This is a genomic window from Rhodococcus sp. BH5, assembly GCF_027583855.1.
In the GTDB taxonomy this organism is placed as follows: Bacteria; Actinomycetota; Actinomycetes; order Mycobacteriales; family Mycobacteriaceae; genus Rhodococcus_F; species Rhodococcus_F qingshengii.
Window position 1 is genome coordinate 1 of record NZ_JAJHVW010000009.1, and the last position, 14,790, is coordinate 14,790.

15 protein-coding genes are annotated in these 14,790 nt (G+C 62.8%); 6 read left to right on the forward strand and 9 right to left on the reverse strand.

Annotated features, from left to right (window positions below; all coding sequences use genetic code 11):
- A partial coding sequence (locus tag RhoBH5_RS21800; protein WP_270008781.1) for an HNH endonuclease signature motif containing protein occupies positions 1-759 on the forward strand: 759 nt, incomplete at its 5' end.
- Between the two features lie 49 nt (positions 760-808).
- On the opposite strand, the gene RhoBH5_RS21805 is transcribed toward RhoBH5_RS21800, so the two are convergent.
- Positions 809-1,810, reverse strand: a complete 1,002-nt coding sequence (locus RhoBH5_RS21805) for a PHP domain-containing protein (RefSeq protein WP_058227445.1) — start codon at positions 1,808-1,810, stop codon at positions 809-811.
- Positions 1,811-1,870: 60 nt separating this feature from the next.
- On the opposite strand from RhoBH5_RS21805, the gene RhoBH5_RS21810 reads away from it, so the two are divergent.
- Positions 1,871-2,281, forward strand: a complete 411-nt coding sequence (locus tag RhoBH5_RS21810; protein WP_202427235.1) for a TIGR03668 family PPOX class F420-dependent oxidoreductase — start codon at positions 1,871-1,873, stop codon at positions 2,279-2,281.
- Between the two features lie 144 nt (positions 2,282-2,425).
- On the forward strand, positions 2,426-3,178 hold the full coding sequence (locus RhoBH5_RS21815; RefSeq protein ID WP_209923152.1) for a cyclase family protein: 753 nt from the start codon (positions 2,426-2,428) through the stop codon (positions 3,176-3,178).
- Here RhoBH5_RS21815 and RhoBH5_RS21820 read toward each other — a convergent pair.
- The 4 genes from RhoBH5_RS21820 to RhoBH5_RS21835 all read right to left on the reverse strand — a co-directional run bounded on the left by RhoBH5_RS21820 (position 3,167) and on the right by RhoBH5_RS21835 (position 7,407).
- Positions 3,167-4,723 carry a GGDEF domain-containing protein gene (locus tag RhoBH5_RS21820; RefSeq protein WP_007729043.1) on the reverse strand — a complete coding sequence of 519 codons (1,557 nt, stop codon included), beginning with the start codon at positions 4,721-4,723 and terminating at the stop codon, positions 3,167-3,169. The genes RhoBH5_RS21815 and RhoBH5_RS21820 overlap by 12 nt on opposite strands.
- 135 nt (positions 4,724-4,858) lie before the next feature.
- The gene (locus RhoBH5_RS21825) at positions 4,859-5,749 is read right to left on the reverse strand and encodes a metal ABC transporter permease (RefSeq protein WP_054186863.1); all 891 of its coding nucleotides are present in this window, start codon (positions 5,747-5,749) and stop codon (positions 4,859-4,861) included.
- Positions 5,750-5,752: 3 nt separating this feature from the next.
- Positions 5,753-6,484 carry a metal ABC transporter ATP-binding protein gene (locus tag RhoBH5_RS21830; protein ID WP_054186862.1) on the reverse strand — a complete coding sequence of 244 codons (732 nt, stop codon included), beginning with the start codon at positions 6,482-6,484 and terminating at the stop codon, positions 5,753-5,755.
- A complete protein-coding gene (locus RhoBH5_RS21835) occupies positions 6,481-7,407 on the reverse strand; it encodes a metal ABC transporter substrate-binding protein (protein ID WP_054186861.1) in 927 nt (308 codons plus the stop codon). The genes RhoBH5_RS21830 and RhoBH5_RS21835 overlap by 4 nt, the downstream gene beginning before the upstream one ends.
- A 77-nt stretch (positions 7,408-7,484) precedes the next feature.
- Here RhoBH5_RS21835 and RhoBH5_RS21840 point away from each other — a divergent pair, with 77 nt between their 5' ends.
- From RhoBH5_RS21840 to RhoBH5_RS21850, 3 genes are all read left to right on the forward strand, one after another.
- A complete protein-coding gene (locus tag RhoBH5_RS21840; RefSeq protein WP_007729052.1) occupies positions 7,485-8,162 on the forward strand; it encodes an SDR family oxidoreductase in 678 nt (225 codons plus the stop codon).
- A gap of 138 nt (positions 8,163-8,300) precedes the next feature.
- Positions 8,301-9,209, forward strand: a complete 909-nt coding sequence (locus RhoBH5_RS21845) for a TIGR04222 domain-containing membrane protein (RefSeq protein WP_054186860.1) — start codon at positions 8,301-8,303, stop codon at positions 9,207-9,209.
- Positions 9,206-10,111, forward strand: a complete 906-nt coding sequence (locus tag RhoBH5_RS21850; protein WP_054186859.1) for a TIGR04222 domain-containing membrane protein — start codon at positions 9,206-9,208, stop codon at positions 10,109-10,111. Before RhoBH5_RS21845 ends, RhoBH5_RS21850 begins: the two co-directional genes overlap by 4 nt.
- On the opposite strand, the gene RhoBH5_RS21855 is transcribed toward RhoBH5_RS21850, so the two are convergent.
- The 4 genes from RhoBH5_RS21855 to RhoBH5_RS21870 are packed head-to-tail and all read right to left on the reverse strand — an operon-like array spanning position 10,043 to position 14,789.
- Positions 10,043-11,146 carry a Glu/Leu/Phe/Val dehydrogenase dimerization domain-containing protein gene (locus RhoBH5_RS21855; RefSeq protein WP_054186858.1) on the reverse strand — a complete coding sequence of 368 codons (1,104 nt, stop codon included), beginning with the start codon at positions 11,144-11,146 and terminating at the stop codon, positions 10,043-10,045. The genes RhoBH5_RS21850 and RhoBH5_RS21855 overlap by 69 nt on opposite strands.
- A gap of 24 nt (positions 11,147-11,170) precedes the next feature.
- On the reverse strand, positions 11,171-12,565 hold the full coding sequence (lpdA, locus tag RhoBH5_RS21860) for a dihydrolipoyl dehydrogenase (RefSeq protein WP_245219934.1): 1,395 nt from the start codon (positions 12,563-12,565) through the stop codon (positions 11,171-11,173).
- Positions 12,565-13,788: a dihydrolipoamide acetyltransferase family protein gene (locus RhoBH5_RS21865; RefSeq protein WP_054186857.1), complete on the reverse strand. Its 1,224-nt coding sequence runs from the start codon at positions 13,786-13,788 to the stop codon at positions 12,565-12,567. The genes lpdA and RhoBH5_RS21865 overlap by 1 nt, the downstream gene beginning before the upstream one ends.
- Positions 13,785-14,789, reverse strand: a complete 1,005-nt coding sequence (locus RhoBH5_RS21870) for an alpha-ketoacid dehydrogenase subunit beta (protein ID WP_054186856.1) — start codon at positions 14,787-14,789, stop codon at positions 13,785-13,787. The genes RhoBH5_RS21865 and RhoBH5_RS21870 overlap by 4 nt, the downstream gene beginning before the upstream one ends.
- Position 14,790: the final 1 nt, after the last annotated feature.

The following is a 14,790-nucleotide window of genomic DNA, read 5'->3' on the forward strand; positions in this document are numbered from 1 at the left end:
GGAGTGACCGGCGAAATGCTTCTCTCCGCCCTCTCCAACCTCTCCATGCCCACCCCCGCCGAAGACGGCACACCCGACAAACGACCCGCCGCCACACGCAACGCAGACGCCATGGCAGAACTCATCCGACGCTACCTCGACAACGCTGCCACCGGCATCGACGGCGGCCAACGCCCACACCTGAACGTGCACATCAACGCCAAAGACCTGGCCCACCACCGTGAATGCGCCACAACGAGTGATGGCTCAACACCTGCCCCGTCCGAGGACGACGATCCCGGCATGCTCGATCTCGACTTCCACGATCTCGACAAACAAGATCTCGATGTCGGCCACATGCCCTGGATGGGACCACTGAGCGTCGGCCGCACCCGCATGATCGCCTGCGACTGCATGCTCTCCAGCGTCCTCCTCGACGGAAACGGTGCCCCACTCGATGTCACCCCACTCAAAAGGCTTGTCACCGCGGCACAACGCACCGCCCTGATCGCCCGCGACAAAGGATGCGCCTTCCCCGGCTGCGACTGCGTCCCCGCCTGGACCGACGCCCACCACATCAAACACTGGGCCAAAGGAGGACCAACCGTCATGGACAACCTGGTCCTACTCTGCCGAACCCACCACACCCTGATGCACCGAAAACCCGGATTCACCGGCAAATGGGAAATCCGAATGGGCACCGATCACCTGCCCTGGTTCATCCCACCACCAGGCATCGACCCCGACCGGAAACCCCGCCGCTCCACCACACGACTCTGAACCCGGAGGTCACCGAGCACACGCCTCGGTGACCCATTCCGGCGTGCTCTCAATTGCCTGCCCACTCCAAAAGATCTTCGGCGGTCCAAGTATTGATCACCCGATCGGCTTCGACGCCGCACTTTTCGGCCCGGTCACAGCCGTAGCCCTGCCAAGCCAGCTGACCGGGGGCATGGGCGTCAGTGTCGATGGAGAAAAGACAATCGAGATCGCGGGCCAACTCGATCAAACGCGAAGGCGGGTCACGACGCTCCGGTCGGGAATTGATCTCAACGGCTGTGCCTGATTCGCGGCAGGCCTCGAACACTTTCTCCGCGTCGAACTGCGACTCGGGCCGGGTTCCGCGAGCACCCTCGACAAGACGCCCGGTGCAGTGTCCGAGAATATCGACACGCGGATTTTGCACTGCAGCAAGCATTCTGCGGGTCATCGCCTCACGCTCGGACCGCAGCTTGGAGTGGACGCTCGCCACCACGATGTCGAGTTCGTCGAGCAGATCGGGATCCTGGTCGAGTGAACCGTCCTCGAGGATGTCCACCTCGATTCCCGTGAGGATGCGGAAGGGAGCCAGTTCGGCATTCAACCCGGCTATCACGTCGAGTTGAGACCGTAGGCGCTCCGCGGACAGCCCGTTGGCAACTGTGAGGCGAGGCGAATGGTCGGTGAGGGCGCAGTAGTCATGGCCGAGTGCTGCTGCGCGTCGCATCATTTCTTCGATGGGGCTTCCACCATCGGACCAGTCGGAGTGGGTGTGGAGGTCGCCGCGCAGCGCTTGTCGCAATGGGCTGTCGCCGATGGGCTCAGCCTGCCCCCGCAGTTCCTCGAGATACTCAGGGATGCCGTCGTACGACTGAGCGATAATCGTGGCAGTCTTCGGCCCGATGCCGGTGAGCGCCTTCCAACTGTCGGCTTTCCGGCGAGACTCCTTCTGCTCGTCGGACAATCCTGAAAAGACCTCCGCAGCTCGGCGATAGGCCTTGACGCGGTGCGTTTCAGCGCGTGATCGTTCGAGCCAGTAGGCGATCTCCCGAAGCGCTTCATCCGGTTCCATGAGACCACTGTTCCGTCAGCAGCGGCTCGCGGCAACCCTTGATCCCCTTACGCTGTGAATATGGACGACCCGAGAGCACGATTTGAAGCCGCGCGGGTGGCTCACCTGGCAACGGCAGATGCGGCCGGCGTTCCGCACATCGTGCCGCTGGTATTCGTCTTGGTCGGCGCCACCGTCTATTCCTGTGTCGACCACAAACCGAAAACCACGACCGCTCTTCGCAGGCTCCGGAACATCACCGAGACGGGGCGCGCAAGCCTGCTGGTCGATCATTACGACGACGACTGGTCCGCGCTCTGGTGGGTCCGCGTCGACGGACATGCGGAGGTTCTCGACCCCGGCACCAAGGAGTCCGAGAGCGCGATCGATGCTTTGGCCGCAAAGTATCCGCAGTACGTAGATCACCGACCGCACGGACAGGTCATAGCTGTCCGCGATGTGGAGTGGTCGTCATGGTCCGCAGCAGCCTAAGGTTCTGTCCTAGTGTTCAAGGAGCGAAAGTGATTGCAACACTCTCAATTCGGACAAATTGGCGGGGGATCGATGAAACGACGGCAGTTACTTCAGCGCGCAGCCACAGGTCTGGCGCTGGTAGCGGGACCTCAGGTGATCGACATGGGTAGCAGTTCCGGAAGCAGTCAAGACGCAACAAGTCCGTTGAACGAACAGTTGTCGGTTGTTTCGCTCTCACACGTGAACGACCCGGCGACGACGCCGGTTTTTCCAGGCGACCCCGAGTTCACTCTCGACACAGCGGCCACCATCGCAAACGACGGCTACTACCTCCAGTACGTCAAGGAAGGTGAGCACACGGGCACGCATTGGGGCGCACCCGCACACTTCCAGGAAGGCGGCCTCACAGCCGACCAACTCGATCCGGCGGACCTCTTCCTCCCCGCAGTGAAGATCGACATCCGGGACAAGGCTGCCGCCGATTCGGACTATGCGCTCACGGTCGCGGACCTGCAGGAATGGGAAACGCGCAACGGCAAGATCCCCGATGGAGCGGCCGTAGTTCTCTGGACCGGGTGGGAATCGCGCTGGGGTAGCGAAGAATATGCCAACTCCGATGCCGACGGCGTCACCCACCAGCCCGGCTTCTCGGTGGACGCGGCGCGGTGGCTGATAGACACCGGCCGTTTGGGCACCCGCGGAGCATTGGGAACCGACACGTTCGGTCCCGACCTCGGAAACGACGAAACCTACCCCGTCTCGACAATCCTGTACGACAAGCATCGAATCAGCCTGGAGAACTTGAACAATCTTGCCGCCCTGCCAACCACCGGGGCCAGCATCCTTGTCGGTGGTGCGATCAACAAGGCCGGATCGGGTTCACCGGCAACGATTTTCGCACTACTACGGCGATAACCATTTGCGACGGTCGCCGTAGACAACGACAGCGCCCTTCCCACTTCTCTTCGCCTCGTACATCGCCGCATCGGCCTGGCGAAGAAGAGTGTGCGCGCTGAGCGGTTCGTCCCCGAACTCGAACTGCGCGGACTCGAAATGCGCGACACCAACGCTCGCACCCACCGACACCGATGTGTCTGCAGTCTGATCGGACCTGAGCGCGTCGACGATCCGGCGAGCCACGACGACGGCGTCGTCGATCGTGCCCTGCAGGAGCACTGTGAACTCGTCGCCACCGAATCGGGCGACAAACGCACCCTCGGGAACCGCTTCGCGCAGACGTGCTGTGAGAGCAACCAGTAACCGGTCGCCGGCCGGGTGCCCGTATCGATCGTTGATCTGTTTGAAGTCGTCCAGATCGACAAGCATCAGCACCCAATCGGAGTTCGTCTGGCGATAGTTTTCGATGGCGCTCGCAAAGTGTTCGTCGAACGCGGCCCGGTTTGCAAGCTCGGTGAGTGGGTCGTGATGTGCTCGGTACCTCAGCTCGTCCTGGGCAGCGGAGATCTGTTGAAGGAGCGCGTCGTTCTCGAGGAGCGTGAGTATTTGGCGCACCAGCGCGAGAACCAACACGCCGACGCCGAGTATCACGACCACGGCATCGAGGTTGCCGACGATCAGCGCCTGAACAGTCACGATCGTCGCGATCACCGCGATCAGCAGATACGGCAGCAGCAACTGAGTCCGATCGCTTCGCCACTGCTGCGGCGCGTTGCGGTTCCGAGGCTCGGTTCGCTTCGTCAGCGCCGCCAAGGCGATCAACGGCGGCCCCGCGATGAACCCGGCATCGGCGATCGTCGGCATACTCTCGGCGCCGATCGCCACCAAGTACGCGTACAGGCTGTCCGAAAGGGAGAGCATCACCAACCCGCACCCGAGGAACGTCAGCGGCTCACGGATCTCTGCTACGGCCTTCGGTCCGATGACCATCAGCAAGACCATGGCGATCAGAACGAAGTCGGTGATCGGATACATCACCGCGACAAGAAACCCGAGAGATCCCGTCGGACCGGTATGAACGACGGCGCCCAGGGCCGTCGTCCACGTGAGGATGAACAATCCACCGACAACGACAAGACCGTCGAGCGTCAGCACGAGCCAGAGATGGATCGGACCGATCGCCTCACGCCGGGGCGACTGACGCACCAACGACAGAAGCGCCGGCACGGCGAACACCGGGAACATGAAGAAACCGATATCCGCGATCGACGGCGACGGAAGTGGAACGTGGAGAACCGAGCGGTAGAACGCCCAGAAGAACATCCCCAGAGTCCAGCCGGCCATACCCAGAGCCATCAGAGTTCGCCAACGACGCTCGACGCCGTGATAGCGCCGCGATGTCCACCAACAGACCGCAGTTGCGGTGGCTCCGCCGACGAGCTGGGCGATATCGTCCACCAGAACCGAAGTTCGTGGGCTGAGCAGCCCGGATCCGGCGAGAGCGATGACCGCGACAACGACGCCGAGAACCAGCCACGTGCGTCGCGCTCGGAACTGCGTCATCGAAGAACCCATCGGTGTTCAAGGCGTCACCACCGATCGTCTTGCAGCCGGCATCGTTGCGGCCGGAATGTTGTGGTGACGAATGCCCGTACGAACCTACCCGATTTGGTAGCGGATTGTTAACTGGACGAACGATCAGGAAGGCTCGTACGCCGCGGCGTTGTATTCCGCTCGGGTCCTACGCCGCTGCGAAGTCCATTTCGCGATCACCCCTTGCGAGGGGCTGAACAGGTACACCAGAGCGAACACGATGCCCTGCGTCATGACGACCATGCCACCGGAAGCCGTGTCGAGGTAGTAGCTGACGTAGATACCGGTAATCGCGCAGACTGCGGAAACGACAGGAGCTATCACCAGCATCCGCGAAAACTTGTCGGTGAGGAGGTAGGCCGTCGCGCCGGGGATGATCAGCATCGCCACCACCAGCACGACGCCGACGGCTTGCAACGCCACAACGGACGTGAGTGCGAGGACGCCGAGTAGCAGCGCACCCAGGCGCTTGGGCGAAAGACCTATCGCGTTCGCATGGATCGGGTCGAAGGCGAACAACGTCAGATCACGACGCTTGATCAACAGAATGCTCAACGCCAACGCGCCGAGTATCGCGACCTGCAGAAGATCGGACGAGCTCACCCCCAGCAGGTTGCCGAAAATGATGTGGTTGAGATCGGTCTGGCTGGGGGTCACCGAGATGAGAACCAAACCGAACGCAAAGAGAGTCGTGAAGACGATACCGATCGCGGCGTCTTCCTTGACGCGACTGGTGTTACGGATCAGTCCGATCAGCGCTACGGCGATCAACCCGAAGATCAAGGCCCCGATAGCAAATGGTGCGCCGACGACGTAAGCGAGGACAACACCCGGCAGCACGGCGTGCGAGACGGCGTCGCCCATCAACGACCACCCGATGAGCACCAACCAACAACTGAGCACCGCGCAGACAACCGCTGCCACAACCGCAACGGCCAACGCGCGCACCATGAATCCGTACTGGAGAGGATCAAGTAGCAGTTCTACGAGGTTCATCGATCAGGTCCTGTCCATCACGTCGAGACCGAAAGCCAGGGCGAGGTTTTCCGGTTGCAGCACGGTGTCCGGGTCGGAATGCACCAGGACCTTGCGCATGAGCAGTACCGCCTCGTCGCAGAGTTTCGGCACAGCGTGGAGATCGTGGGTCGAGACCAAGATCGACCGGCCGTCGGAAGCCAACTCTCGTAGCAGCATCGAAATCGTTGCCTCGGAACGCTTGTCGACGCCCGCAAACGGCTCGTCCAGCAACAGTATCGACGCGTCCTGAGCGATGCCGCGTGCGACGAACGCGCGCTTCTTCTGACCACCCGAGAGCTGACCGATCTGACGATCCGCAAATTCGGTGAGTTCCACCCGCTCGAGGGCCTCTGCCACCGCCTCGCGATCTGCACGTCGCGGACGTCGCAAGAATCCGAGGTGGCCGTACCTGCCCATCATCACGACGTCACGGACGCTGATCGGGAAGGTCCAGTCGACGTCTTCACTCTGCGGCACGTATCCGACGCGGCCGCTCTTGCGCGCAGTGGCTGCGTCGAGACCGGCGATTCTGACAGAACCGTTGTCCGGCTTGATCATCCCCATGATCACTTTGAACAGAGTCGACTTTCCCGAACCGTTCATACCGATCAGTCCGCAGACGCTACCCGAGTTCAACGTCAGATCGACGTGGTCCAGTGCGTGGACCTCGCCGTAGTGAACGCTGACGTTTTCGACGCGAATGGCTTCGTTCATGATTTACCGCCGGTCAGACCGCCGAGGATGACGTCGGTGTCGTGGCGAATCATGTCCAGGTAGGTGGGCACGGGACCGTCGGCTTCGGACAGCGAATCGACGTACAGCGTTCCGCCGAACTTCGCGCCGGTCGCCCCGACAACCTGCTGCATGGGGGCATCCGAGACCGTCGACTCGCAGAAGACGGCAGGAACAGAATTGGCTCGGACGAAGTCGATCGCGGCGATGATCTGCTGCGGCGTCGCCTGCTGCTCGGCATTGACCGGCCAGATATACGCCTCGCTGAGTCCCGCGTCCCTGGCCAGATAGGAGAACGCACCCTCGCAACTGACAAGTGCGCGCTGACCTGCGGGCAATGCCGCCAGGCCGCTGACCAGGCCGTCCTGCACTGCTTGCAGTTCCGCCTTGTACTTCGCGCCGTTCTCCGCAAATGCCGAGGCGTTGTCCGGGTCGAGGTCGCCGAAAGCAGTCACCATGTTGTCGACGTAGATCTGCGTATTCAACGGAGACATCCATGCATGCGGATTGGGCTTGCCCGCATACGCGTCGCCGGCGATCGGAATGCCTTCGACGCCGTCGCTGACCACGACGTGTGGCACGTCCAGTCCGTTGACGAATTTCGCGAACCACGCCTCGAGGTTCATGCCGTTGTCGAGGATCAGATCGGCTTCGCTCGCCCGCCGAATGTCTCCGGGCGTCGGCTCGTAGCCGTGAATTTCGGCCCCCGCCTTGGTGATCGACTCGACGCGAAGATGATCGCCGGCAACGTTCTGGGCGATGTCCGACAGCACGGTGAACGTGGTGAGCACCACCGGGCGGTCGTCGTCGGAGCCAGAACTCACCGCAGAACAGCTGGACAGAAGCAGGGCGGCGAGGGCGGCAATTCCCAGGCGGCGGAAGTTCTTCGCGTCGCGTGTCGTCATGGTCGAACTCTAATATGTGGGTAAACAAATACACAAGTTCGTATGGCCGAACAATCCTCACTCGATAGGCTCGCACCATGCGTCCTACTGCTTTGATCACCGGTTCCAGTCGCGGCCTCGGAGCTGCCATCGCACGCGAACTGGCGCCGACACACGACCTGCTGCTCGGTGCACGATCCGCACAGGCCCTCGAGCCGATCTGCGCCGAACTGCCCGGATCGACGCCCCTACCCCTCGACCTCACGGACTACGACGCCGTCGCCGCCGCCGCCTCGTCCATCACGACGCTCGACGTGCTGGTACACAACGCCGGCGTGGCCGACATCGGAACCATCGAGGAATCCTCGGTCGATCAGTGGCGACGCACCCTCGAGGCAAACGTCATCGCCGTCGCCGAACTCACGCGGGTTCTCCTGCCCGCGCTTCGTGCGGCTGGAGGTCACGTCGTGCTGATCAATTCGGGTGCTGGACTGCGCGCCAACGCCGGTTGGGGCTCGTATGCGGCCAGCAAGTTCGCCCTGCGCGCTTTCGGAGATGCGTTGCGCCTGGAAGAGCCGGCACTTCGGGTCACCTCCATTCACCCCGGACGGATCGACACCGACATGCAGCGCGACATCGTCGCGGGTGAGGGCGACGAGTACGACCCGGAGCGCTTCCTGAAAGCCTCCACTGTGGCGCGTGCCGTACTCACTGCCGTCGAAACACCGTCCGACGCACACCCCACGGAGATCGTGCTTCGACCTACCGGCCGGTAAATCCCCAGTTCGGCGGTAACGGAATGGTGACGATGGCCATCCGGATATCGCTTTTCCGGGCACTGGCCCGATACTGACATCAGTTGTCGGACAAAGAGACTGGACTTGTCTCAGGAGTTCATCGAGAGGTGGTGTGCGATGCATGATCATACGGATACATGGGGGATCCCCAGCCAGACTTTCCTTCAGTGGTACCTGGTGGCGGCTGCCGTCGCGATCGGACTCTCGCTGTACAGCCGAATGACTGCGCGCCGGTCACCGGTGGTCGTCGACGCTGTCCGTCGGCCGCTCACTCCTCCCGAGATCGGTGCCTTGACCAGTGACTACCAAGCGGTGCTGGCGTCGATGGCTATTCTGCGCAGCGCCGAGCTGATCAGCACCGAAGGCAAGACCAAGCTGGCACTCACTGCGGAGGACAAGAATCGTCTCGACTGGTTCACCCGTACGGTGCACAAGCGGCTCGGCAACGGAAAGGTCCCGCTGCGGCAGGTGCGTCTGATGGGACGGCTGAACATCGCACTCGCACAACTACGTACGACGTTGATCGACGAGGGATATTTGCAACGCCAGCAGGACGGTCTGACCGCTGCCCTTCGGACCGTTCCGATCGTGGCGGTAATTGCTCTCGGCTTGGTCCGTCTCGTCGCCGGAATCGCCGGCGGTAAGCCGGTCGGGTTCCTGCTCCTCACCATCATCGTTCTCGCTCTGATGATTCCACTTCTTCGCATCAAGCGTCGTCGGACAGCTTTGGGAGACAGCGAGCTTCGACGACTCAAGCACGAAAACTCGTACCTCTCACCGAAACTGCGGCCCGCGTACACGAGCTACGGTCCCTCGCTCGCCGGGCTCTCGGCGGCGCTCTTCGGTGCGGGCGCTCTGGTTCTGATCGATCCGGCGCTGGCGGGAGCGGTAGCTGCGGGCGCCGCGTACAGCCCGGGTGGCGGAAGTTCGAGCTACTACAGTTGTGGCTCCTCATCCGGATCATCCGGTTCGGACGGCGGTGGCGGCAGTGGGAGCAGTTGCGGCGGCGGGGGGTGTGGGGGATGAGCACGCATGCAGCCGACACTTGGGGGATCCCCAGCGAGGATTTCCTCTACGGCTACATAGCCGTTTCGGCCACGCTCATGGTTCTCACTCTGGGGTGGCGTCTGATGATCCGGGCACCCCGGCACGGGTACTCAACCGAGCACGGGTATTCCGCCGAGCAACTGACGCCTCCGGAAGTCGGAATGCTCACCGGCGAGTCACGCGCCATCGCAGCATCATTGGCAATCCTGCGTAGCGCTGACCTGATCACCACCGACGGCGCTGTCCTGCGCCCGTTGGGCCCTGGCGACGAGACCCTGGACTGGTACACCCTCACCGTGTACCAGCGCCTGGCCCAGCAGGCTCTACCCCATCGTCGGCGCCAACTCGCCGAGCGTATGACGGTGGAAACAGCTCGCCTACGAAACTCTTTGGCGGACCGGGGATACCTGACCTCCGACAGCGCCAGGCGTTCAATCTTTCTCTCCACAGTTCCGCTGAAGATCCTGGTGGCCGTGGGTATCGTCCGCATTACTTTCGGACTGCACAACGACAAGCCCGTCGAGTTTCTGATTCTCGCCGTACTCGTCACCGGGTTCAGCATCCCGCTGCTCGGGCTCAACTTCGATCGAACCACCTCTGGCAAGGCGGCACGTTCGGAACTGACCACGGCACACGCCTACCTGTCCCCGCGCAACAAGCCTGCCTTCTCCGCCTACGGACCACGTTTGGCGGGAACGTCCGCCGCTCTCTTCGCCGGTTCGGCGATGCTGATGATCAATCCCGCCTTGGCCTCCGCCGCCGGAATCGGTGCCGACGGCAGCGGAAGTAGCGGGGGTTCGGACGGTGGCGGTTCAGGCGGGGGAGGCAGCAGCTGCAGCGGGGGCGGCGGATGTGGCGGCGGCGGTGGATGCGGGGGATAGCCGCGCCCGGGCGAGCATAAGCGCTGCGGCCTCGGTAGTGATGCCACGTTCCTCGCTCAACGAGTACACCTCGTCCAAGGTTCGACCGATCCCGCGGGTTCGTTCGACGACGTAGTCTTCGTTCCACCCCAGGACTTCTCGCCCCACGAGGTGAAAGGCTCCGCCTGCGTTCGCGACGAAATCAGGGGCACAGAGAACCCCGCGGTCTCGCAGAACCTCACCGGCAGCGGCATCGGTCAAGATGTTGTTTGCTGCGCCCGCCACGGCCAGAGTCGGAATCGACGCAGCCGCAGCGAAATCGATGATGCCTCCCATCGCGCAGGGGGCAAAGAGGTCACACGGTGTTCGGAGGACCTCGCCGGCAGGAACGACCGTGTGCCCCGCGAGAGAAGCCGCCTCGAGGCGCTGCGGGTCCGTATCGGCAACCAGCAGACGTGCGCCAGCCTGCGCTGCGAGACGGACGACGTCGCCGCCGACGGCGCCGAGCCCCTGTACCAGTACCGTTCGGCCGTCGAGTGTTCCGAGTCCTCGGCGACGCGCCGTGGCCTTCATCGCTTCGAACACACCCAGAGCGGTGGCGTGCGCGCTGGAACCGGCGCCACCGTTGCCGACCGAACGCCCGAAGACGTATTTGGTGGTGCGGCTGAGCTGATCCATGTCGGAAGAGTTGGTGTTGACGTCGGGACCGGTCCAGTAGTTTCCTTCGAGCTTGTCGATGTTCTCGGCGTGGATGCCGAGGATACGAGACCAGGTTGCGGCGTCGATCTGATTGCGCGGTGCTGGCAGTGCGATCACCGACTTCCCGCCACCCATCGGCAGGTCGGAGACAGCCATCTTCAAAGTCATTGCACCGGCGAGCTTCCCGGCGTCCGCCAGAGCGTGGCCGATCGAGGGATAGTGAGCGGCCCGCGTGCCACCCGACGCCGGTCCCAGACGGGTGGAGTCGATTCGAATCACGAAAGTCGTGCCGGTCTCCCGATCATGGCGAGTGACGGTCAGTTCACCGTCCCAGCGCAGTTCGTCGTCGATACTCATTGAATCTCCTTTTCTGTCTCCGGGTCAGTTGTGGGCGTGCAGTGGTGTTCCCGCGAGTGCGAGCATGGCCTCGCCCAACGCTTCGTTCTGACTGGGGTGCGCGTGGATGAAACGCCCCACTTCATCGGGAAGTGCTTCCCAGGCAACGGCCAACTGCGCCTCACCGATCAGTTCGCCGACGCGGTCTCCCACCAGGTGAACTCCGACAACAGGGCCTTTCGTTCCGCTTCGAATCACTTTGATTCCGCCGGTAGTTCGCAGGATCTGACTCTTGCCGTTACCTGCCAGGTCGTAGATGACGGTGGAGACGTCGGCGTACTGCGTGCGCGCCACCTCTTCGCCGAGCCCGACCGATGCAACTTCGGGATGTGAGTACGTCACGCGAGGAATCAGGTGTTCGGCGACCGGTATCGGATCCTTGCCGGCAATCTGTTCGGCCACAAAGATTCCTTGTTGGAAACCTCGGTGCGCCAACGCAAGACCGGGCACGATGTCGCCGACCGCGTACACACCGTCCACGGACGTACGGAGGCGTTCGTCGGTGACGACAAATCCCTTGTCGAGGCTGATTCCGTTTTCTTCGAAACCGTTACCGTCCGTGCGAGGTCCGCGGCCGACGGCGACCAACAGTAGGTCGGTGTCGAGTTTCGTTCCGTCGCTAAGTTCGATGCGGACGGAATCGGCTGCTTCTTTCGCGGAATTGACCTTTGTGTCTGTCTTACAGACGATTCCACGTTTCCGGTATGCCCGCTCCAGCTGCTTCGACGACCACGGATCCTCGGCGGCGATCAGTCGGGGGAGTGCCTCGACGATCGTTACTTCGGCGCCGAACGAGCGCCAGAGGCTTGCGAACTCGACGCCGATGCCACCGCCACCGAGTACCGTTGCGCTGGTGGGCACCCGGTCGAGTTCGAGTGCCTGGTCGCTGGTGACGATCCGTCGGCCGAGTTCGATGCCGGGGAGTTCCCGCGGATACGAGCCGGTGGCCAGAACGAGTGATGTTCCGGTGTAGCGGGTTCCGTCGACGTCGATGCTTCGCCCACCGACGTACGTCCCGTATCCGTTGACGATGGTGATCTTGTGTTGCGCCAACAAGCCTTGCAGACCGCTGTACAGCCGCTCGACTGTCCCGTTCTTGTAGTCGTGCACCTGCGCGACGTCGATGCCGGCAAAAGATGCCCGGACTCCGAATTGCTCGCTGGTGCGTGCCGAGTCGGCCACCTCGGCGGAATGCAGCAGCGCCTTGGTCGGGATGCATCCGCGGTGCAGGCACGTTCCGCCGACCTTGTCCGCTTCGATCAGCGTGACCGACAATCCGAGTTGGGCGGCGCGGATGGCGCAGGCATAGCCGCCCGATCCTCCACCGAGGATCACGACGTCGCTGTGGGGTTCTGCAGTTGTCATCGGAGCCTTGGTCATCAGAGCCTTCCCAGGACGCGGATCGGGTTCTCGATGTAGTCACCGAACAGCCTCAGGAATCCGCCGGCCTCGCCCCCGTCACAGACGCGGTGGTCGAAGCTCAACGAGATCTGAGTGACCTTACGAACGGTCAACTCGCCGTTCACGACCCACGGCTTGTCGATGATGCGTCCGATCCCCAGAATTGCCGCCTCGGGGTGATTGATAATCGGAGTCGATCCGTCGACCCCGAATACCCCGTAGTTGTTGAGCGTGAACGTGCCGCCGGTCAGGCGGGCGGGTTCGAGCTTGCCGTCGCGGGCAAGGTCGGTGGTCACCCGAAGTGCCTGTGCGAGTTCGGCAGTGCTCAGCGAATCGGCATTACGAATGACCGGTACCATCAATCCTTTCGGTGTCTGCGCGGCGATGCCCAAGTGGGTGCGGGCGTGTCGGACGATCTCACCTCGAGCCGTGTCGACCGACGAGTTCAGTTCGGGGTACTGCGCCAACGCGGCGGTGGTCAGCCGAGCCAGGAGCGCCATCAGGCTGATCTTGTCGGAATCGGGCAGTGACTTGTTGATCTCGGCTCGCGCCGCCAACAGTTCGGTGGCGTCGACGTCGACCCAGGTTGTCGCGTCAGGGATCTCGCGGCGGCTGGTGGACAGCTTGTCGGCAACTACCTTGCGTAGCCCCTTGATCGGAATTCTTTGGTCGGTCACGTGTGACGTTTCCGTTTCCGGGCCGAAGTTTGCCCCGGCCTCGACGTCGGCGCGCGTGATGACTCCGCCAGCGCCCGATCCGGAAATCGTGGCTAGGTCGATACTGTTGTCAGAGGCCAGTTTACGAACAATCGGCGAGATCACACGTACCGACGGAGCAGCTCTGCGGCGGCGCAGAGGAGCATCCTCGCTGGTGCCGTAGCCGATCAGGACGTTGCCCGAACCGGCGCGTTCCTCTTCGCGGTAGCGCTCGTGGTTGGCCGAAACGACCGCGTCGACACTCTCGCCACCACTCACAGTGATCAACGGAGTGCCCACCTTCAGGGTGTCTCCGCCCTTGCCGTGCAGTTCGATCACGGTCCCGGCGAACGGGATGGGCACATCCACAGCAGCTTTCGCAGTTTCCACCTCGACGACGATCTGATCGATGGTGACCACGTCGCCGACCTTGACGTGCCACTCCGCGATGTCGGCCTCCGCCAGACCTTCACCCAGATCGGGGAGCATGAAAACCTGATTGCTCATGCCGTCACCGCCCAACGGGTGTCGGGAGTGTCGTTCCACTGCAGACGGTCGACGGCGTCCAGGACACGGTCGACGCTGGGCAGGTGGTGACGCTCGAGCTTGGGAGCGGGGTAGGGGATGTCGAAGCCGCTGACCCGGAGCACCGGGGCATGGAGATGGTGGAAACACCGTTCCTGCACGCGGGCAGCAATTTCTGCACCCACACCGGCAAAACCCTGCGCTTCCTGGATGACGATGCAGCGTCCGGTCTTTCGCACCGATGCGGTGACCGTCTCGTCGTCGAACGGCACTATCGAGCGGATGTCGATCACCTCGATGTCCCGGCCCTCGGCTGCAGCGGCCTCGGCGGACCTCAGTGCAACATCCACGGACGGACCGTAGGCGATGAGCGTCGCGTCACGACCGGGGCGACGGACGACGGCGCGACCGATCGGCTCACGTGCGGTCAGTTCGACATCTGCTCGCGCGAAGTACAGCTTCTTGGGCTCGAGGAAGATCACGGGGTCGGGGTCCTCGATTGCCGAACGTAGCAGCGAGTACGCATCTTCCACCGTGGACGGCGCCACAACCTTCAGTCCGGGTGTGTGCGCGTAGTAGCCCTCACTGGAATCACAGTGATGCTCCACCCCGCCGATACCGCCGGCAAAAGGAACACGAATGACTATCGGAATCGACAGCGCGCCCTTGGTGCGGTTGCGGATCTTCGCCACATGGGAGGCGATCTGCTCGAACGCCGGATAGGCAAACGCGTCGAACTGCATTTCCACGACCGGACGAAAACCGGCCATGGCCATGCCGATTGCGAATCCGATGATGCCGGACTCGGCGAGGGGAGTGTCGAAGCATCGGTCGTCGCCGAAGTCGCGGGTGAGGCCGTCGGTGACGCGGAAAACGCCGCCCAGGGTGCCGACGTCCTCACCGAAGACGACAACGTTGTCGTCCGCAGCCAGAGAGTCGCGTAGCGCGGTGTTGAGGGCCTGAGCCATCGTGAGCATGGGCATG